The 19,658-nt window shown below is 60.3% G+C and carries 15 protein-coding genes; 7 read left to right on the plus strand and 8 right to left on the minus strand.

Annotation, left to right across the window (positions count from 1 at the left end; translation table 11 throughout):
• Positions 1 to 179 precede the first annotated feature (179 nt).
• On the minus strand, positions 180 to 1,595 hold the full coding sequence (locus tag X730_RS140205) for a mannose-1-phosphate guanylyltransferase/mannose-6-phosphate isomerase (RefSeq protein ID WP_031197302.1): 1,416 nt from the start codon (positions 1,593 to 1,595) through the stop codon (positions 180 to 182).
• A 241-nt stretch (positions 1,596 to 1,836) separates the two neighbouring features.
• Positions 1,837 to 2,823, minus strand: coding sequence for a nodulation protein NodZ (locus X730_RS140200; RefSeq protein WP_023708037.1), 987 nt, complete (start codon positions 2,821 to 2,823; stop codon positions 1,837 to 1,839).
• A gap of 995 nt (positions 2,824 to 3,818) precedes the next feature.
• On the opposite strand from X730_RS140200, the gene gmd reads away from it, so the two are divergent.
• The 3 genes from gmd to X730_RS140185 all read left to right on the plus strand — a co-directional run bounded on the left by gmd (position 3,819) and on the right by X730_RS140185 (position 7,593).
• A complete protein-coding gene (gene gmd, locus X730_RS140195; RefSeq protein WP_023672397.1) occupies positions 3,819 to 4,889 on the plus strand; it encodes a GDP-mannose 4,6-dehydratase in 1,071 nt (356 codons plus the stop codon).
• Complete coding sequence (locus X730_RS140190) at positions 4,889 to 5,833, plus strand: GDP-L-fucose synthase (protein ID WP_023672396.1); 945 nt, start codon at positions 4,889 to 4,891, stop codon at positions 5,831 to 5,833. The genes gmd and X730_RS140190 overlap by 1 nt, the downstream gene beginning before the upstream one ends.
• Positions 5,834 to 6,171: 338 nt before the next feature.
• Positions 6,172 to 7,593: a phosphomannomutase gene (locus tag X730_RS140185; RefSeq protein WP_023827294.1), complete on the plus strand. Its 1,422-nt coding sequence runs from the start codon at positions 6,172 to 6,174 to the stop codon at positions 7,591 to 7,593.
• Positions 7,594 to 7,780: 187 nt separating this feature from the next.
• Here X730_RS140185 and X730_RS140180 read toward each other — a convergent pair whose 3' ends face one another.
• The 4 genes from X730_RS140180 to X730_RS140165 all read right to left on the minus strand — a co-directional run bounded on the left by X730_RS140180 (position 7,781) and on the right by X730_RS140165 (position 13,339).
• Complete coding sequence (locus X730_RS140180; RefSeq protein ID WP_023827295.1) at positions 7,781 to 10,177, minus strand: transketolase; 2,397 nt, start codon at positions 10,175 to 10,177, stop codon at positions 7,781 to 7,783.
• A 51-nt stretch (positions 10,178 to 10,228) separates the two neighbouring features.
• Positions 10,229 to 11,179 carry a PDR/VanB family oxidoreductase gene (locus X730_RS140175; protein ID WP_023672393.1) on the minus strand — a complete coding sequence of 317 codons (951 nt, stop codon included), beginning with the start codon at positions 11,177 to 11,179 and terminating at the stop codon, positions 10,229 to 10,231.
• A gap of 6 nt (positions 11,180 to 11,185) precedes the next feature.
• Positions 11,186 to 11,677, minus strand: a complete 492-nt coding sequence (locus X730_RS140170; RefSeq protein WP_023711837.1) for an MOSC domain-containing protein — start codon at positions 11,675 to 11,677, stop codon at positions 11,186 to 11,188.
• Positions 11,678 to 11,833: 156 nt separating this feature from the next.
• Positions 11,834 to 13,339, minus strand: a complete 1,506-nt coding sequence (locus X730_RS140165; protein ID WP_032888641.1) for a PLP-dependent aminotransferase family protein — start codon at positions 13,337 to 13,339, stop codon at positions 11,834 to 11,836.
• A gap of 74 nt (positions 13,340 to 13,413) precedes the next feature.
• On the opposite strand from X730_RS140165, the gene X730_RS140160 reads away from it, so the two are divergent.
• Positions 13,414 to 14,646 (plus strand): PLP-dependent aspartate aminotransferase family protein, encoded by a 1,233-nt coding sequence (locus X730_RS140160; RefSeq protein WP_023750580.1) that lies wholly within the window; start codon positions 13,414 to 13,416, stop codon positions 14,644 to 14,646.
• Positions 14,647 to 14,698: 52 nt separating this feature from the next.
• Positions 14,699 to 15,598 carry a dihydrodipicolinate synthase family protein gene (locus X730_RS140155; protein ID WP_023747238.1) on the plus strand — a complete coding sequence of 300 codons (900 nt, stop codon included), beginning with the start codon at positions 14,699 to 14,701 and terminating at the stop codon, positions 15,596 to 15,598.
• 34 nt (positions 15,599 to 15,632) lie between these two features.
• Here X730_RS140155 and X730_RS1000000167735 read toward each other — a convergent pair whose 3' ends face one another.
• Entirely contained in the window at positions 15,633 to 15,911 is a 279-nt protein-coding gene (locus X730_RS1000000167735) for a hypothetical protein (RefSeq protein WP_155922518.1), read from the minus strand.
• Positions 15,912 to 16,173: 262 nt separating this feature from the next.
• The gene (locus X730_RS140150) at positions 16,174 to 16,377 is read right to left on the minus strand and encodes a hypothetical protein (RefSeq protein WP_023827297.1); all 204 of its coding nucleotides are present in this window, start codon (positions 16,375 to 16,377) and stop codon (positions 16,174 to 16,176) included.
• A 390-nt stretch (positions 16,378 to 16,767) separates the two neighbouring features.
• On the opposite strand from X730_RS140150, the gene X730_RS140145 reads away from it, so the two are divergent.
• Together X730_RS140145 and X730_RS140140 are read left to right on the plus strand one after the other, a co-directional pair.
• Complete coding sequence (locus X730_RS140145; RefSeq protein ID WP_023708041.1) at positions 16,768 to 17,226, plus strand: (2Fe-2S)-binding protein; 459 nt, start codon at positions 16,768 to 16,770, stop codon at positions 17,224 to 17,226.
• A gap of 3 nt (positions 17,227 to 17,229) precedes the next feature.
• A complete protein-coding gene (locus tag X730_RS140140) occupies positions 17,230 to 19,440 on the plus strand; it encodes a xanthine dehydrogenase family protein molybdopterin-binding subunit (RefSeq protein WP_023827298.1) in 2,211 nt (736 codons plus the stop codon).
• Positions 19,441 to 19,658 lie beyond the last annotated feature (218 nt).

Here is a 19,658-nt window from a genome sequence, read left to right on the forward strand (position 1 = left end):
TTACCGCGGACGGCGCGCTGTCAAGCGCTCACCGACGTTTTCGACCACGATCGAGTGCCTGGAGAGCGCGGGGCGGATACTATGACACGCTCGGCCCGCTGCTTGCCAATGTCAGGCCCAGAACCCACGACAGAGATCCTTGAGCGACGCCTCGTCGTTTAACTTTTTTGTACTGTTATCTACGTTCGACCATATTCGTCGTCGAAGCGAACGATATCATCCTCGGCGAGATAATCGCCGCTCTGCACTTCGATGATCACCAGGTCAATTCTGCCTGGGTTCTCGAGCCGATGCTTATGGCCGCAGGGGATGTAAGTAGATTCGTTTGTCCCCAGGAACAACTCCTGCTCGCCATTGACGATCTTGGCGGAGCCGCTGACCACGACCCAGTGCTCCGAACGATGATAGTGCATCTGCAGGCTCAACTGGCGACCGGGCTTCACCTCGATGCGTTTGATCTTGAAGCGCTCGCCTTCCTCCAGAACCGCATAGGAACCCCAGGGCCGGTGTACCGTGCTATGGACCAGATGAGCTTCATGTCCCGAAGCCTTGAGGCACTCGAAGAGCTTCTTAACGTCCTGAACGCGGTCGCGGGATGTGACAAGCAAAGCGTCCGGGGAATCCACGATCACCAGATCGCTTACGCCCACCGTGCCGATGACGCGCTTGTCGGAGCTCACATAGGTGCCGGTCGTGTCGACCATGTGCACATCGCCGTGTATCCTGTTCCCGCTTTCGTCGGGGGCGATCAAATCGGCCATTGCGTTCCAAGATCCGATGTCGCTCCAATCCATGTCGCAGGGAATCACGGCAAGTTTGTTAGTTTTCTCCATGACAGCGTGGTCGAGCGAGATCCGCGGCGCGGAACCGAAATGCTCAAGCGCGAGTTCGATTTTGGCAAAGCCTTGGCATTGACTGGCGCGGCCGTTCTCGTAGCTGTCGGCGACGGCCTGGAGCACCTCGGGACAATGCAAAACCATCTCGTCGAGCATGGTTTGCGCACTGAAGCAGAAGATGCCGGCGTTCCAGAAGAAGCGTTGAGACGCGACATAGGCTTTGGCTGTATCCAGATCCGGTTTTTCAACGAAACGGACGACGTTCTCACCATCTGCTTCGATGTAGCCGAATGCCGTGTCCGGTCTGGTTGGGGTGATGCCCAATGTGGCGATCCGCCCGAGCTTCGCATGTTCCATGGCCAGGCCCATGACGTCTAGAAACGCAGGCAGGTTGCTAATCAGGTGATCGGCCGGGAAAACGCACAGGATCGCGTCAGGGCCTTGCGTTACCCTCGCATGGATCGCGGCTGCAGCCACGGCGGCGGCCGTATCCCGAGCTTCGGGCTCGAGCAGAAAGGTGCGTGGCAGGACCACGGAATCCAGTTCGTCAAATTCGTCCTTGGTCAGGAAGAGGTGTTCCCCGGATGTCACAGCGACGAGTTCCACGACACCTTCTATCGAAGCGGCGCGCAGCACAGTGTGCTGAATGAGAGAATATCCATCCGCTACTTTGAGGAAAGGTTTGGGGTGCGATTGCCTTGAGGCGGGCCATAGCCGCGATCCGGCTCCGCCGCTGATGATCACGGGAATCACTTTCATAACTAACCTCGATTTCGTCTCTGGAGTGATCGCCCGCGTTCTTTCGAGCGTCAGCGTCACGATCGCCGTCGCTCTGGCTTGTCTGCGGCCCCCCGCGTAACAGCGAAGTTCTGGCGCGTTGCGGGCGGCGCCAGATGACGACCCTATCGGTAATGTACGACGCCTCCACTGGCGTCGATGAGAAATGCGCATTCAACTAAGCCTGTTGGTTGCCTCTGCCGAATTGCGCAGGTCGCGGGTCTTAACTGAGATCAGAGACTTGGCTGTCTTCTATCAAAGTCAAACGACTTGGCTCCTTCAGATCGAATTCAATTACCCGTGGTGCGAATAGACGTGCATATCGTGTAAAGGCGCTCGTCGGGGGAAACCGAATTACGGTATCGCAGCGCCCGAGAAGATACATCTCAACGAGGGCGGAAATTCCGCCGTCAATCCCGAGTGCTGCAGTGTGTAAGGGGCCACCTTGATTGGATCCGAAGTGCTTCGGGACAGTGAGCAGATCGGGAAACCTGGCCGACAGAAGATCCAGTATCCGCGCGCTGTCCGTGCATAAGAACAGCCGCACAGGCCTAGGGTGCGGTAACGCCTTAGCCTTCTCAATTGCAGCGCACACTTGCCGAACGGCGAGCTCCGGATCGGCCCAGTAGGGCGCATGCTCCATGATGTCTTCACCGTTGCCGTGCCGAACATGAATCCCGATGATGCTGTGCCCCTCAAAACATTCCTGATAAATGGCATCTATGCGGGCTTGAATTTCTGGCCGAGGCTTGACACTCTGGAACACCTGCCGCTCTGCTTCCTCATCGCACCGCCACATCAGACAAGCGTCACACACTACTGTGTTCGCTTCGACATCGTGTTCGGCCTGAAAGAGCTCGCCCAACTCATCGCGCTCTTGGAAAATCTGCTCATCTGGCCGGTAAAGGCACTCGATCGCCGGCCTGTTCCACCACTCTGGGAAGAATGGACCAGGGAAGGAAACGTCGTTGATCCGGTCGTCGGAAATAGCCGGCACCCCAGCGATGTCATTGATCGGCTGGAAGAACACCGGAAACGCATTTGTGAAGGGTTGGTCGAGGTAGCAGGCCCCCCGCCAGTCGATGGCTAGAGTTCGTCCCGACCGCTGCGCGTAGCGCCAAGCGGCCGCCAACGACCACAGACAATCACCGAACCCCGTACGCCTCCGAGAGACGACGAACCGGCGCTTTTCCAATCCACTAACATGCATTTTCGGAAATCTCGTTTCGGAGAGGAGGTTGCATCCGGTTTGGAATCCTTAGTCGACACTAGTAGACCCTGACGCCGGGCCCTTGGCAGAGGCCGGGCCATAGGGCAGAAGAGCTCACTCAGCACTGCCCACTAATCCCGTGACGCTCGCAAAGCTTGAAGCCGATGCCCTCGCTTAGGGTTGCCCTCGCTTCCGGTTCAGCCTTCTCTACTGGGCCTCCGCCGCATATGTAAAATCTATTGAGTGGATGCCGGCCATCCATGTGTTGGATGCCATGATGAAGGGGCTCGGCTGACGCGGGCCCGGTCAATAGAGCCGAAACAGCCGGAAACGCTACGACACTGCCTGCCGAAGCAAATCATTCCGTCGACGCCGTACGCCAAGGGTGCAAGGCTGCATACAGCAACCGGTACCGGGCGAGATGAGGTCGACGGCTCGACGCGCCTGGAACCAGCTGATCGACAGAATCCGCAGTCGGCTCCCAAAGTTCTGCACGACCTGTGCCGGATGCTGTGGTGACGCTCGCGGCCACGAACTTTGTCCTCGCCCCGAACGGAAGCTCGCGCTACGACTCCGGGCCGGCGATGCGCCCCCGCTGCTCGCTCAGACCATCCATTCTGTGGATGCACTTTATCCAAACAATCGATTTCACGGATCCAAACAATTCCCATTAGAAGACGCTGAAGCAAGAAAGAAAGGCGTCCTCACTCGCTGATAGAAGAGCAAATCAGCTGCAAGGTGCTGGGAGTACATGTCGCTCAGGGCGTGAGCTGAGCGGCACTCAGACCGCATGTACGAGTCCGACAGGTTAGCGGCGCGACTCTATTTTTGCTCGTGACTCTAAGCAGAGCAGGTGTGCTCGGCTGGCGGACAGTCAATGACGATCTTCGCGCCGCATCTGTCGAAGTGCTCCATGGGGCACGGGGCGGGCCGCACATTGTGTCGGCGTGGCGAGCCGGAGCCGAAACTTTAAACTTTAATTGAGCAGGAATAGAATGGGTGATAGCAGGAAAGTTGCTCTTATTACGGGCATAACTGGACAGGATGGTGCCTATCTTGCCCGTCTTCTTCTCAAAAAAGACTACATCGTTCATGGGATTAAGCGACGTTCCTCTTCCTTCAACACCGGTCGTATCGAAGACCTCTACCAAGACCCGCACGAATCCGATCCGCGCTTAATCTTGCATTACGGTGATCTCACTGATTCGACTAACCTCATCCGCGTGGTTCAGGAATCTCAGCCAGACGAAATTTACAACTTGGCTGCTCAGAGCCATGTCCAGGTGTCGTTCGAAACACCTGAGTACACAGCAAACGCGGACGGTATCGGTACATTGCGACTTCTTGAGGCGATTCGCCTCCTCGGTCTGACGGACAAGACCCGCTTCTATCAAGCCTCGACGTCAGAGCTATACGGCCTCGTGCAGTCCGTACCGCAGAACGAAACGACGCCTTTTTATCCGCGCAGCCCTTACGCCGCCGCCAAGCTCTACGCCTACTGGATGGTCGTCAATTATCGTGAGGGCTATGGTATGCACGCTTCCAACGGCATTCTTTTTAATCACGAAAGCCCCCTCCGTGGCGAAACTTTTGTGACGCGCAAGATCACCCGCGCTGCCGCTGCTATTTACCTGGGCAAGCAGGACAAGCTTTATCTCGGCAATCTCGATGCTCAACGCGATTGGGGCCATGCGCGTGAGTACGTGCGAGGTATGTGGATGATGATGCAGCAGGATCAACCGGATGATTACGTGCTGGCTACGGGCAAAACGACTCCTGTCCGCCAATTCGTCGAGTGGGCTTTCGAAGATGTCGGCGTCGAGATCGAATGGCGGGGCAAGGGTGTCGACGAAAAGGGCTATGATCTAGCGAGCGGCAGATGCCTAGTCCAAGTGGACCCACGCTACTTCCGCCCCACGGAAGTCGATCTTCTCCTGGGTGACGCTACCAAGGCGAAGGAGAAGCTCGGCTGGGTGCATGAGATATCCGTGCGCGACCTTGCTGCGGAAATGGTCCGCGAAGACCTGAAGGTCATGCAGACATCTGTAGTCATGAAGGAAGCGTAATGTATGATCTGAACGGAAAAACCGTGTGGGTCGCTGGCCACAAAGGTATGGTGGGCAGCGCTGTTGTACGCCGACTCGCGTCTGAAGACTGCAAAGTTGTGGCCGCCCCTCGCGGAGAGCTAGATCTCAAGCGACAGACCGAGGTTGAAAACTTCGTGGCAGTGATGAAACCGGACGCTATCATTATGGCGGCGGCAAAGGTAGGTGGTATTCTCGCGAACGCCACCTATCCGGTCGACTTTCTTTACGACAATCTGATGATCGAGGCCAATATCTTCGCGGCAGCCCACGAAAACAATGTCGACCGCGTCCTCTTCCTCGGCTCGTCTTGCATCTATCCGAAGATGGCACCACAGCCCATTCCTGAAAGCGCGCTTTTGACCGGGCCACTAGAGCGCACCAACGAATGCTACGCCGTCGCCAAGATCACCGGCATCAAAATGGCTCAAGCCTATCGCCAGCAATATGGCCGCGACTACATCTCCGCTATGCCGACGAATCTCTACGGGCCAGGCGACAATTATGACTTGCAGTCAAGCCACGTCATCCCAGCGCTGATCCGGAAAGCGCATGAAGCTAAGCTCATAAGTGATAAGCGAATCACCATCTGGGGCACGGGCACACCACGTCGGGAATTCATGCACGTCGACGACTGCGCCGACGCATTAGTCTTCCTTCTGAAGAACTACTCTGACCATGATCACGTCAATCTCGGCTGCGGACAGGACATCACGATCCTAGAGCTGACCAGAATGATCTGCCGTGTAGTCGGATTTACTGGGGAGATCGCGCATGATCACTCTAGACCTGACGGTACACCGCGAAAGCTGATGAGCGTCGACAAGCTGCGCACTTTGGGATGGGCAGCAAAGATCACTCTCATGGAAGGCATCGAGAGTGTCTATCATGCATTTCTGAACGGGAGCTACACCGAACGGCGATAGATAAGAGGATTTGCTGTACGCGCTTTCGGGACCCAGAGCTAATGTAGACTGAGACAATCACTCGATGGCGATAGCGCTCATGTGAGCCAGCCGCGAGGAGCCCTGCCGGGCCCGGACCCCATCCGCTCCAACTCGTCGCCGTGAAGGTCACGGTGCGCTGCCCACGCCGACGCCGACTGCGTCAATCCTCACAAGGGTAACCCTCGATAACCGAGCGCGTCTACGGTAACCGAATGTACTTCTTGTTCTCGTCCGAGGGATCTGTCGATGGGCATTCCGGACGAGCCAAAGTTTGAGCATGTTACCCTCAAAACCCGGTTAGCAACGTCGGATTTGGTATGAAATTCGGAACAAGTGGATTACGGGGCCTGGCGACAGAATTGGCAGGAGCCGCCTCTGCCCTATATGCAACGGCATTCGCGACATTCCTGCTGGAATCCGGCCTCGCCAGAATTGGCGACGAGATACTCATAGGGCGCGACTTTCGCGCCTCGAGTCCGGCCATCGCCGCCGTCTGTGCGGCGGCACTGTCTGCGCTCGGCTTCATCGTAGTCGATTGCGGCGCCGTCCCCACCCCTGCCCTGGCACTGTATGCTCAGGCGCGTAAGAGTGGTTGTTTGATGATCACAGGCTCGCACATTCCGGCCGACCGTAATGGAATAAAATTCTATCGACCCGACGGTGAGATCGACAAGGGTGATGAGCGGGAGATAACGCGCATCGCCTTGCAGTTGGAGAAGCGCGGATACGTCCTTGAAGGTGCTGTTGCACGTCGGCAGCACCGGGAGGCCGAATGCAAGGCCTTTTTCATGGCGCGCAATCGAAAGCTTATGGAGATTAATGCTCTAAAGGGCTTAACGGTGGGCGTATATCAGCACAGCACAGTCGCGCGCGATCTCTTGGTTGACATTCTCTCATATCACTGTGCGACGGTCGTAACCCTGGGACGTTCGGAAGGTTTCATTCCTGTCGACACTGAAGCGGTCTCGGACGAGACTGCTCAACAGTTCAAGCTCTGGGCCAAAGAGCATCGGCTTGATGCGGTCGTCTCGGCAGATGGCGATGGTGACCGCCCACTGGTAGCTGACGACCACGGAGACCCCCTTCGCGGTGATTTGTTAGGCCTGATTACGGCGAACTTCCTGCAAGCGAAGGCAGTCGTCACGCCGGTCACATCAAACTCTGGTATCGAGACCGCAGGTTCTTTTAAAGTCGTGCGTACCAAGGTTGGATCGCCATTTGTTATTGCTGCCATGCTCGATTTGGTTGCGTCGGGTCACGAGCGCGTGGTTGGTTTCGAAGCAAACGGTGGTTTGTTGACCGGCACGGACTTTGACCCGAACGGAACTAAACTGCCAGCGCTACCTACACGCGACAGTTTTCTCCCCATCCTTGCGGCACTTTCCCTTGTTAATACAAGTGGGCAGCCACTGTCGGAGATTGGCAGTTCCTTTCAATTGCCAGCGGCGGTTGCGGATCGCTTGGAAAATTTTTCCATCGAAAGCAGCACTCGCCTCATGACATACCTTCGTACAGCGGAAACTAACATCGCCGCCTTCGTCGGGTCGATTGGAGTGGTAAGCAAGGTTAGCGATGTTGACGGGCTTCGTATCACTCTCGCGGATAAGCGTGTCTTGCATTTGCGTCCATCCGGAAATGCCCCGGAAATGCGGTGCTACGTCGAAGCCGAAAATCGGGAGGACGCGGAGCTTTTGCTCCGGACTGGATTGGATCGAATTCGTAATTGGACGCAAGGCTAAATAAAAGCCGCCTCCCTGCGTATTCCAGGTGACCCTGGGGGTCGCACGAGCTACTCTAGCGCGATCAGAACGTCCACAGTGTCCCTGGCAGCTGTCCGCTTTGAAGCGAACCGGAACGCCCGTGGAAATGGCCGGGCGGTGGACGTGAGCCGATCCGTACCGGCCCGAAGCGTCCGGTAGCTCATGGTCAAGGCAGCGCCTTCCGGTAGCGAACAGCCGGTCCCGCACTTACCGCCTGTGCCGCATGTACGATGGCGTTGGTGTCCAGGCCGTGGTGACGGTAGAGGTCCGTAATAGTCCCCGTCTGGCCGAAATGCTCGACCCCGAGCGCCTTCACGCGATGCCCGTTAACCCCACCGAGCCACGCGAGCGTCGCCGGGTGGCCGTCGATCACGGTGACGATGCCGCAGTCACGCGATAGCGGCGCGAGCAGCCGCTCGATATGACTCAGGGCGCCAATCGCGCCACGCTGCCGGGCTCGTTCCGCCGCCTGCCAGCCCGCATTAAGCCGGTCCGCGGAGGTGATCGCGAGCAGCCCGACATCGCGCCGGTCCTCCGCCAGAAGACCCGTCGCGGCAATCGCCTCCGGCGCGACAACGCCTTGGTAAGCAATGACGACACTCGCGTTCGGCCCGGGCGGACGCAGCCAATAGGCGCCGTTGACGATGTCCCGCGCGAGCGCCGGTTTCATGTCGCGCAGCGGCTGCTCGAGCGGCCGGGTTGACAGGCGAAGATAGACCGATCCTCCGGTCTGATCACGCAGCCACGTCATCTCATCCGGATCCCCCTCGCCATTACGTTGCATGTAATCGAAGGCAAAGCGCATGATCACGGACAGTTCGTCGACGAAGGCCGGTTCGAAGGCGCAAAGCCCATCCTGCGCCATGCCGATCAATGGGGTTCCGATCGACTGGTGTGCCCCGCCCTCGGGCGCCAGCGTCACGCCCGAGGGCGTTGCGACCAGCATGAAGCGCGCATCCTGATAGCAGGCGTAGTTTAGCTGGTCGGCCGATCGGTAGATGAAGGGATCATAGACTGTCCCGATCGGCAGTAGGCGCACGCCATTAATCGAGTGCGAGAGACCGAGCGCCCCGAGCATGATCATCAGGTTCGACTCGGCGATCCCGAGCTCGAGGTGCTGCCCCTTCGGCCCAAATTCCCAGGTAAAGGTCGACGGAATGCGTTCGGCCTTGAAGGTGTCCGCCATGGTCTCCCGGGCGAAAAGGCCGCGCCGGTTAACCCAGCCACCGAGATTGGTCGAGACCGTCACATCGGGCGAGGTGGTGACAATGCGGTCGGCAAGCAGACTGCGCTCTCGTGCGATGTCGTTCAGGATCTGGCCGAAGCCCATCTGGGTCGAGAGCGGTTTGCCGGGCTGCCCCGGTGACGGAAGGGTTTCGGGCACCGGCACCGACGGCGCAGACAGCCTCCTACGGCCCTCACTGAAGAACGGCGCCCTTGCGAAGAAGGCGTCAAGTTCCGCTTCCGGCAAGTTGGCGGCCGCCCATTTGTCCCACTCCTCACCCCGCTTTACGCCCATCTGCAGGCGGTAGTCTTCCATCTGCGTGGGCGTCATCTGCCCCGCGTGGTTGTCCTTGTGTCCGGCAAGCGGCAGACCGTAGCCCTTGATGGTGTAACAGATGAAGCAGACGGGACGGTCATGCCTGGACGCCGCCTCGAAGGCTTCGAGGAGGCTCGGCATGTCATGCCCGCCAAGGTTCGTCATCAACGCCTGCAACTCGTCGTCGGAGCGGCGTTCTATCAGAGTGGTTACCCGCCCTTGGTCTCCGATCTCGTCGAGCAGCCGCTTGCGCCAGGCAGCACCCCCTTGGAAGGTCAGCGCCGAATAGAGCTGGTTCGGACAGCGCTCTATCCACTCGAGCAGCTTCTCGCCCCCCGGCTCGGCAAAGGCAGCCTCTTGCAGAGCGCCGTGGCGCAGGACCATCACGTCCCAGCCGAAGTTGCGAAAAATCTGCTCGAACCGCTGCCAGAGGCCCTCCCGGATCACGGCGTCGAGCGACTGGCGATTGTAGTCGACCACCCACCAGCAGTTCCTGAGCCCGTGCTTCCAGCCTTCGATCAGGGCCTCGTAGATGTTGCCCTCATCCATCTCGGCGTCGCCGATCAGGCTGACCATTCGGCCCTCGGAACGCTCCTTCATCCAGCCGTGACCCGAGACGTAGTCCTGCACCAGTGACGAGAACAGCGTCTGAGCAACGCCGAGACCCACCGACCCGGTCGAGAAGTCGACATCGTCGACATCCTTCGTCCGCGAAGGATAGCTCTGCGCGCCCTTGTAGCCGCGGAAGTTCATGAGCTTTTCGTGAGTCTGGTTGCCCGCCAGATACTGAAGTGCATGGAAGATCGGCGCCGCATGGGGTTTGACCGCCACCCGATCCTGCGGGCGTAGGACCGAACCGTAGAGCGCGGTCATGATGGTGCTCAGCGACGCGGACGAGGCCTGATGCCCCCCGACCTTGATCTCATCGCCCTCGCGGACGTGGTTGGCGTGGTGGATCGTCCAGGCTGCGAGCCAGGAGACGCAGCGCTCGATCTCGTTCAGATATTCCAGTTTCCTCGTCATTCAGTTTCCCGCAAATCAGCTGCCGGTCTCACAGGACCCCCGCCCAAATGGTCAAAGATCGAGTTTCAACAAACCTGTCGCGCGCGACACGCAGGGGATGAAGCGGTGGCCGCGTGCCTCCTTGGACAGGACGGCATCCCGATGGATCGGCTGTCCCGCCAGCATTGCGCATTCGCAGGTCCCGCACACCCCATTCTCACACGAGGCCATCAACGGCACACCGGCCCCGCGCAGGGCCGCGAGCGCCGTGGTCTGCGCCGAAACCTCGACCATCCTGCCCTCACCCAGTTCTATGACGAATGGTTCCGGTGGCGCGCCATCAAACTCGGGAGGCTGGAAAGTTTCGAAATGAACAGTACCCTCGGGCCAGTGTTCGGCCGCGCGCCCCACAACCGCCATGAAGCCAGGCGGCCCGCAATAGTAAACCTGAGCCTCGGCCGAACGGTTCGCCAGCAGCGCGGCGATGTCCTGCCGGGTCTGAGGCTCGTCGTCGAAATGAATCCGCACATTGCCGCCGGGAAGATCGCGCCCGATCGCCGCCAAGAGTGGCGTGAGCGCCCGGCTGCGGGTGAAATAGTGCAACTCAAAGGGCTTGGCCTGCCGGGTGAGCGCGCGCGCCATGGCCAGAATCGGGGTGATCCCGATTCCCCCTGCCAGCAGCAAAGTCGGCCCCTCGCCTGGCTTGAGCGCAAAATGGTTGCGTGGCGCGGAGACAGGCAGTGTGGAGCCGACGGCAATGGTTTCGTGGATCCACGCCGAGCCGCCACGGCCGTCATTCTCGCGCTTCACCGCGATGGTGTAGCGGCCCAGCTCGGTCGGGTCGCCGCAAAGTGAATACTGACGCACCTTCCCTTCAGGCAGATGGACGTCGACGTGAGAACCCGCTTCGAACGCCGGCAGCACAGGTTTGCGTGGGTGTTTCAGGTCGATGACCAGCACGTCGCCCGGCTCCTTGCGGACGGCGGTCACGGTCAGCTTCATGATAATACGCGGCGAGGCCATGGCGTTTCACTCGTCGATGGGCAAGATCAGATCACCAGGGCGGATCACGCCCCCGACGTCGATTGTGCAGTTCAGGCCGGAGCGGTTCAGAAGCCCCTCGTAGAGACCCGAAAGCCCGAGCAACTCCTCGATATACTTGCACGGCACATTCATCCGGGCGGCCCTGAGAATCGTTTCCCCGACCCGGAAGCGTTTGCCGACAAGATGGCTAAGCGGAACGCCTCGTGTCGTCAGATTGCGCCGGTGATCCTCGGGTGCGAGCTTGGCCTTGAAGCCCGGAATTCTGGGTTCGCCCTGCGCGATGGCGTCCAAGACTTCAGCTTCGATCAGCGTCACTTCGCGAACGTCAGGACGCGCGGAATAGGTCCCCGTCCCCAGGTAGTAGCGGTCTCCGACAATGCCTTGGCCGGCAATAAGCTGCGCCTGCGCCAGCTCCTCCATTTCATAGGAGGCAGCGGGCGCGATATGGACGTGAAGCAGCTTTCCTCGCCAGGTCATCATCGCTCTCGGAAACCGTCTCGTGGAACCTGCTGCAAAACTGGCCTGATCAACAGCGCCAGTTGCATGGCATTTTCCCGGTCCAGTTGGCTGTCTGTAAAGAAATACGAGGAGTCTCGGACCGTTTTCAGCGCCAGCTTTCGACGTCGCCCCGTCTCAGTTGTTCCGCGCCGGCATCGCGTCTTGCACCTGCTTGACAACCTCTCGCAGGACCTCAACGCCCTTCCCGATCTGCCGAATGCTCAAGGCGGCATAGCCCATGACAAGTCCGACGCGATCGGTGCGGCCTTCGTCCGATGGCCGTTTGTAGAGCGGCGAGATCAAGTGTAGCCCCAGGCCAGCGTCGCGGGCGGATTCGACCAAGGCCGTTTCCCGCGATCGTGGCAGGTCATTGAACCAAACCGCGACGTGCAGTCCCGCATCAGCTCCCTGGACAGTGATGCGATCCCCGAAGCTGTGCTGCAAGGCACCCAACAACGTTTCCCGACGCTCGCCGTTCAGCCTGCGCACACGACGCACATGGCTTTCGTAGCCGCCGCTCTCGATCAACGATGCCAGCGCTTCCTGTTCAGCGACCGGCGAATGCCGGTCTGCGAATTGTTTGGCGGTTGCGAAGACCTCCTGCAATTCGGGCGGGAGGACGAGGTAGCCGATGCGCAGCATCGGCGAGAGCGTTTTGGAGATCGTGCCGAGATAGATGACAGCCCCGTGGTCCTCGAGACTGTGCAGCGGAGGGACCGGATTGATGTCGTAGCGATATTCGCTGTCGTAGTCGTCCTCGATCACATAGGCGTTGTTGTGCCGCGCCCATTCCAGAAGCTGATGGCGGCGCGCGATCGGCATGACGCCGCCCAGCGGAAACTGATGCGACGGCGTCACATAAGCCAGTCGTGCTCCGATCCCCGCCAGCAACTCGGTCCTCATCCCGTCTTCGTCGACGATGACCGGGATGGGTGAAGCACCCGTACTGGCAAAGACCTGACGCGCCATCCTGTAGCACGGGTCCTCGATGACGAAGCGGTCGGCGGGATCGAGAAGCAGGCGCGCGCACAGATCAAGGCCCTGCTGCGAACCGCTGACGATGACGATCTGGTCGAGGTCGCAGCTCAGGGTCCGGGCGCGCCAGAGATATCCCTGAAGCGCCTGGCGGAGCCGGCGCGAACCGCGAGGATCGTCATAGGCAAGACGCAGCGGGCGCTGCCCCATCGCCTCGTTCATCGCGCGTTTCCAGACCAATGATGGGAAATCCGACGGTGCCAGGTCCCCATAGCGGAACTCGACCTTCAGCCCAGTCGGCAGATAATCTGGCCAGGGTGACGTCGCGCGCAGCCGCTCGCCATATGCGGACAGGTGGATTGGGCCGACCCGTTTCGCGTGAGTGCGGCCCGTCTCATGGCCGATCAACGAAGACGCAACGCGAGGTCGCGCGCCTTGACGGGCTTCGATGAAACCCTCCGCAGCCAGTTGCTCATAGGCGACCGTCACCGTGGTTCGCGAAACGCCGAGGTCATTTGCCAGGGCCCGGGAGGATGGCAACTGACTGCCGGTTTCGTAGACGCCGCCGAGGATTTGCTCGCGAAGGGCTTCGTAGATCTGGCGTGCACCCATCGCATGCGAGCGCGCTGCAGACCCGGCACTTGAAGACTGGACCATCTCTTTCATCGCCAACTGGATATTTCACATTGGCCAGGTTGCCGTCAATCTTTCGGAACCCCAAGAAAGATCGCAGAGGCCGAATGACCAGCTCCCTTCAATCCGAAACCGATACTCCCACGGGGTCGCTCAACCGCACCAGCCCCGGATTTGCCACCCGGGCGATCCATCATGGCTACGATCCGGCCGGCTTTTCCAATGCCGTCCAGCCGCCAGTGTTCCTGACGTCAACCTATGGGTTCGAAAGCGTGGCAGCAAACGATGCCGCCGCCGCCCTTGGTGGACGGCTCTATGCGCGCGAATACAATCCCACGACCGAGATCCTCGAGCAGCGGCTCGCGATTCTGGAAGGAGCCGAGGCGGGGCTGGTTGTTGCCTCAGGGATGGCGGCCTTCGGCACTCTGATCCTGTCGCTGCTGTCCCAGGGCGATGAACTCATCGTCCACAAGACGCTTTATGCGAACACGCTTGCCATGGTCGAACAGGCGGTCCCCCGCTTCGGCATCAAGGTCGTCGCGGTCGATCTGTCAAATCCCCAAAATCTCGATGCTGCGATCACCGAGCGGACGCGGCTGGTTTTCTTCGAGACGCCGGTGAATCCGCTGAGCCGCATCCTCGACATAGCGGCAATTGCCGAGCGCGCTCACGCGCGCGGTGTAAGGGTTGCAGTCGACAGCACCTTCGCCTCGCCCGCGCTCCAGCGACCGCTTGAGCACGGGGCGGACATCGTGCTCCATTCGCTGACCAAGTACATCAATGGTCATGGCGATGCCCTTGGTGGGGCGCTTCTCGGCGACGCCCAAACGCTCCGTACGCTACATGAAACGGGCCTGCGCTACATCACCGGCGCAGCGCTCTCGCCGATGTCAGCTTTCCTGATCCTGCGCGGTCTCAAGACGCTGACGCTGCGTATGGAACGGCACAGCGCCACGGCCCTTGCGGTGGCTCGGGCGCTGGAAGCGCACCCGGCGGTGGCATTTGTGAGTTATCCGTTCCTGGACTCGCACCCTGATCAGGTGACGGCGCGAAAACAGATGTCCAACGGATCGGGCATGTTGGCCTTTGGCCTCCACGCTGGATACGAAGGCGCGCGCCGGATGATGGACCGGCTCAACCTGATCATTCGCGCCGTCAGCCTCGGCGATGCCGACAGCCTCATCTATCATCCAGCAAGCCTCACCCGTGCTCGGCAGCCGATCCGCAAGGATGCCCATTTGGCCGATGGAGTGGGCGAGGACCTCATGCGTCTCTCGGTGGGGCTTGAAGACGCTGATGATCTGATCGCCGATCTGCGGCGGGCTTTGGACGTCTTGTAATGACCTGGCATGCGGTCACCTCTGCGCTCACACATAGATCTGGAGCCTTGCCATGGCATTCCTGAGCGGTCTTTCCGCGTTCCCCATCACCCCAACCAATCGTGACGGCCGCGTCGATAGCGTTGCCCTGCGCAGGCTGATTGCTCGGCTTGGCATCGCTCAGGTCGATTCCATCGGTCTTCTCGGCAGCACCGGCACATACATCTATCTGTCGCGCGAGCAACGGCGGCGGGCGCTCTCCGAGACCTTGGACCAAACGGCGGGGCAAATGCCGGTCGTGGTGGGTGTGGGCGCGCTGCGCACCGATGAAGCCGTGGGGCTCGCGCAAGACGCCAAGGCCCTTGGAGCAGCTGCGGGTTTGCTTGCCGCCGCATCCTACACCCCGCTTACTGATGACGAGGTGCTAGAACATTTCTCCACTGTGGCGCGCGAAAGTGGCCTGCCGATCGTCGTCTACGACAATCCAGGAACGACGCATTTCCATTTCAGTCCACCCCTTGTCAGCCGCCTGGCAAAGGTGGCTGGGATTGTCGCCATCAAGAATCCGACAGACAAAAGCGATGCGATCAAGAACCACCTGACCGCCCAGAGGCGCACACTGCCGGAAGGGTTCTCGATTGGCTACAGCGGCGACTGGAACGCCGCCGAGGCCATGATCGCCGGGGCCGACACATGGTACAGCGTCCTCGCGGGCATCCTGCCCGAGGTCTGCATGACGATCGTCACAGCGGCGCAACAGGGGGATGCGGCCGAAGCGCGACGGATCAATGCCGCGCTGGTCCCGATCTGGAGCCTCTTCAAGGAGTTCTCGAGCCTTCGCGTCGTCTATGCACTCGCTGAATTGCTCGACATTTGTGCCGACCCCCCGCGTCCCATCCTGCCTCTGCCCCCAGCAGCGAAGCGCCAGATCGCCGCCGCGTTGAAAGGTTTGCCATCGGATGCCAGCCGGTGAACAGCAAACCTCGTTCGGCAAGTGAAAGGAAGTGTCATGTATTTACCCGCTCATTTCGAGAACTGATCGAAAACAACGCACTCGGCGTGCTGATAGCCATGGCTTGAGCGGTCTCGACGCCAATAACACCCCCCTTCGAACTCAACAATCGACTGCGGAGGTACAGACTGCGCAGGCACTCCGCCCATGCCGCACCGTTCCCCTTCAAACTAGGAATCGGTGGTTTATCCATTGGGATGGCATCGAGCCGGCGCTTTACTTCCGGCCCGGTGCGCGCATTGAAGCCAGTGCCAATGCCGCCGGCGAACACCATACTTCCGTCCTCGACATTCGCCAGAGCACGCTTCCCGACCGCCGTAACTGTTGCCGGGTTCGCAGCCGATGACGATGAACTCACCACTCAGCACGCATTTTGTCTCACCCATTCTTAGCGCCGGCCGGATGGATATGGACTGACACGAAGCTTGGAGACGGTGCCCTCGAGGCCGAACTGGCAGACTTGCGCGAGAATGTCGCTGCCGCCGCTGATCTCGTCGCTCAGAACGATGCCGTTTGGCGGCGTTTCAGCAGGTTAACTAGCGCTTTGCGTCGATCAACGAGTGGCCGATCGCGAAGACCCGCGCCGTCGATTTGAGCAGGTCGAAGCCGGCAAGCATGGTCCTGACGTCTCCCGCCGCGGCCAAGAGCCCGCTGAAGACTGGGAATGCGCGACAAGCCTTCTGGTCAACGACGAACGCCTCACCGTCTATTATAGCGTCCGAGGCGCCGAGCTCGGCCACCGCCCGGGACGATAGTCGGAAACCTGAGGGTCCAGTCGTGGAGGTTGCGGGTCGAGGTAGGCCCCCATCGATAGTCGTCCCATTTCATTTCGTGTAGCCAATCAGGGCCCTGCCGGACGCGGCCGACCAGCGGTCGATGTTCGCGACGACCCGAATGTCCAGTCTGTGTAACCCAGCCTAAGCGGCCTGTCCGCCCAAAAAAATGACATTCAGTTGCCTCCAGCCTTTCGACACGACCCACTTCACGATCTCGTAACTCGCCAAACTAGCGGCTTGTTGCTTGAGCTGCGCGTTCCTACGGTGTGGTCGCTAGGCCCAGCAACAAGAGCTCGGTTGCCAGGCGGGCGGAGGCTCAACGAGATAGCCAGCTCAGGACAAGGAGAGCAAGCAATGGTCGCTTTTACCCTCAATGGCGAGGCGCGAACACTCGACGTCGATCCAGAGATGCCGCTGCTCTGGGCGGTCCGTGACGTCATCGGACTCACGGGAACGAAATTCGGTTGCGGGCTTGCCCAGTGCGGCGCTTGCACGGTTCACGTTAACGGCATGCCGACGCGCTCGTGCCAGACCGCAGTCGGCGACATCGAAGGAGCCTCGATCACCACCATTGAGGGTGTGTCGGGCAAGATAGGCGAAACGGTCCAGGCCGTGTGGGCCGAGTTCGACGTACCTCAATGCGGCTATTGCCAGTCTGGCCAGATCATGTCGGCCGTGGCCCTCCTTACAGAAACGCCTAAGCCGTCGGACGATGATATTGATTCGGCGATGAGCGGCAATCTCTGCCGCTGCGCCACCTATCATCGCATCCGCGCGGCCATCCACGAGACCGCCAACCGGCTGGAGACTTGAGGCATGTCGCAGTTTCTCTCGAAGCATAACTCCGTGCGGCCCACGCGCCGCCGGTTCCTCGTCGGCGCGGGCGTCACCACCGCTGGCCTCGCCGTAGGCTACCGGCTAGTGCTGGCGGCGTCCGACATCGCACAAACGACTACTGCAAAGGTTCAGGCGAACCCCTTCCAGACCTATGTCGAGATCACAAAGGAGAACCGAATCATCATCTACTCCTCGCAGTTCGAGATGGGACAAGGCTCCTATTTCGGCATCGCCACCCTGGTTATGGAAGAGCTCGACGGCGACTGGGCGCAGGTGGACGTGGTCGGCGGATATGGCAATACCGCGCTCTACGGCAATCTCGCCTGGGGCGGGGCCGCACAGGCAACCGGTGGCTCCACGTCGATGAGTTCGTCGTGGGAACGCTACCGCAAGGCGGGTGCTGCCGCACGGGCCTTGCTGGTGGCGGCCGCGGCGCAGCGGTGGGATGTGCCAGCCGGCGAGATCAAAGTCGCTTCCGGGGTCGTGTCGCACGCCTCAGGGATGCAGGCGCGCTACGGTGACCTGGCTGAAGCCGCAGCGGGAATGCCGGTTCCCGACGACGTGCCGCTAAAGCCGCGCGACAAGTGGGCCCAGATCGGATCGGACAGCCTCAAGCGCTACGATTCCGCCGGCAAGACCAACGGCGCGCAGACCTACACGATCGACCTCATGATGGAGGGACTCCAGACGGCCGTTATGATCCATCCGCCGAAGTTCGGCGCCGAGATCGAGAGCTTCGACGCAACCAAGGCGAAGGCACTCGACGGCATTGTCGATGTCGTCCAGACGCCGCGAGGCATTGCCGTGGTTGGCAGGGACACCTGGACGGCGCTCAAGGGCCGCGAACTCGTGGAGGTGACCTGGAACGAGGAGAAGGCCGAAGGGCGCGGCACGGCCGAGATCATGGCCGAATACAACAAGGCAGCAGACGATCTGGGCGCGGCCACCGCGCGCGACGACGGTAACACTCCCGCAGCGTTCGCCAGTGCTGAGAAAATCATCGAGGGGCACTACGAATTCCCCTATCTTGTCCATGCTTCGATCGAGCCACTCAACGCGGCCGCCCGAATCAACGAAGACGGCACCATCGACGTCTGGGGCGGACACCAGATGCCCGACCTTTATCAGGCGGCTGCCGCTCAGGTAGGCGGCACCACGCCGGACAAGGTGAGGCTGCACGTGATGAAGACCGGCGGCAGTTTCGGCCGCCGCGCGGTCTTTGATGCAGATGTCATTATCGAAGCTGTTTCCACAGCGCGTGCACTGGGACGCGGCAAGCCAGTGAAGGTGCAGTGGACCCGCGAGAATGACATGCGGGGTGGGCGGTACCGGCCGGCCTATGTGCATGCAGTCAAGGCGGGGCTCGACAAGAAAGGCAATGTCGTCGCTCTCCATGACCACATCGTGGGCCAATCGGTCTTGGGCGGTTCGACCTCTGCGGCGATGATCAAGAACGGCATCGATCCAACCTCCGTAGAGGGCGCCACCAACCTGCCCTATGCGATCCCGAACCTGAAGGTCGAGCTGACCACCACGGACGTGAACATCCCGGTGCTGTGGTGGCGTTCGGTAGGCTCCACCCACACCGCTTACGCGGTGGAAACCCTGATCGATGAGCTCGCCGCCGCTGCGAACCGTGATCCGGTCGACTTCCGCTTGTCAATGCTCGGTCACCATCCACGGAATGCCGCCGTGCTTAAAGTGGCTGCTGAGAAGGCAGGCTGGGACAAGCCTCTGCCGGAAGGCCGTTTCCGCGGCGTGGCCCTGCATGAAAGCCTCTCGACCTATGTCGCCGATGTGGTGGAGATCACCCTCAACGATGAAAATGGTTTCAAGGTCGACCGCGTCGTCTGCGCGGTAGATTGCGGCACCGCGATAAATCCTGACCAGATTCGCGCTCAGATGGAGGGCGGTATCGGCTTCGGGCTAGGCGCGATCCTCCAGGAGGAGCTGACCCTGAATGGCGGTGTCGTAGACCAAGAGAACTACGATACCTATACACCGCTCAGGATCGAGCAGATGCCGCGAGTCGAGGTGCACATTGTGCCGTCCGAGGAGCCGCCCACGGGAGTTGGTGAGCCAGGTGTGCCGCCTATCGGCCCGGCCGTCGCCAACGCGCTACGGGCGGCGACGGGCAAGACTATCCGCAAGCTGCCGATTATAAAGAACATGTCAGGAATGACACCATGAAACAGCCGCGATGAAGATCGCGCCGTTTTCGAAACGCCTCCTGACAGGCGCTCATCTCCATGGGTCAAATTCCGGCGGCTGCCCGCTCCAATATCCGGTTTGGAGACGGCACCCCGTGTTCTGAACGACCACAGACGGGCCTTGGCGCCGGTTCCACTGAAGAACCGCTTTCGAGACGCAAATGCGTCCACTCCATGAAGAGCACAACCGTATAGCAC

It is taken from the genome of Mesorhizobium sp. L103C131B0, from assembly GCF_000502275.1.
Lineage (GTDB): Bacteria > Pseudomonadota > Alphaproteobacteria > Rhizobiales > Rhizobiaceae > Mesorhizobium.

Bases quoted from the DNA above. Each gene is read 5' to 3' on its own strand.
- X730_RS140205 (WP_031197302.1), bottom strand. From the start codon at position 1,595: ATGAAAGTGATTCCCGTGATCATCAGCGGCGGAGCCGGATCGCGGCTA.
- X730_RS140200 (WP_023708037.1), bottom strand. From the start codon at position 2,823: ATGCATGTTAGTGGATTGGAAAAGCGCCGGTTCGTCGTCTCTCGGAGG.
- gmd (WP_023672397.1), top strand. From the start codon at position 3,819: ATGGGTGATAGCAGGAAAGTTGCTCTTATTACGGGCATAACTGGACAG.
- X730_RS140190 (WP_023672396.1), top strand. From the start codon at position 4,889: ATGTATGATCTGAACGGAAAAACCGTGTGGGTCGCTGGCCACAAAGGT.
- X730_RS140185 (WP_023827294.1), top strand. From the start codon at position 6,172: ATGAAATTCGGAACAAGTGGATTACGGGGCCTGGCGACAGAATTGGCA.
- X730_RS140180 (WP_023827295.1), bottom strand. From the start codon at position 10,177: ATGACGAGGAAACTGGAATATCTGAACGAGATCGAGCGCTGCGTCTCC.
- X730_RS140175 (WP_023672393.1), bottom strand. From the start codon at position 11,179: ATGGCCTCGCCGCGTATTATCATGAAGCTGACCGTGACCGCCGTCCGC.
- X730_RS140170 (WP_023711837.1), bottom strand. From the start codon at position 11,677: ATGACCTGGCGAGGAAAGCTGCTTCACGTCCATATCGCGCCCGCTGCC.
- X730_RS140165 (WP_032888641.1), bottom strand. From the start codon at position 13,339: ATGAAAGAGATGGTCCAGTCTTCAAGTGCCGGGTCTGCAGCGCGCTCG.
- X730_RS140160 (WP_023750580.1), top strand. From the start codon at position 13,414: ATGACCAGCTCCCTTCAATCCGAAACCGATACTCCCACGGGGTCGCTC.
- X730_RS140155 (WP_023747238.1), top strand. From the start codon at position 14,699: ATGGCATTCCTGAGCGGTCTTTCCGCGTTCCCCATCACCCCAACCAAT.
- X730_RS1000000167735 (WP_155922518.1), bottom strand. From the start codon at position 15,911: ATGGTGTTCGCCGGCGGCATTGGCACTGGCTTCAATGCGCGCACCGGG.
- X730_RS140145 (WP_023708041.1), top strand. From the start codon at position 16,768: ATGGTCGCTTTTACCCTCAATGGCGAGGCGCGAACACTCGACGTCGAT.
- X730_RS140140 (WP_023827298.1), top strand. From the start codon at position 17,230: ATGTCGCAGTTTCTCTCGAAGCATAACTCCGTGCGGCCCACGCGCCGC.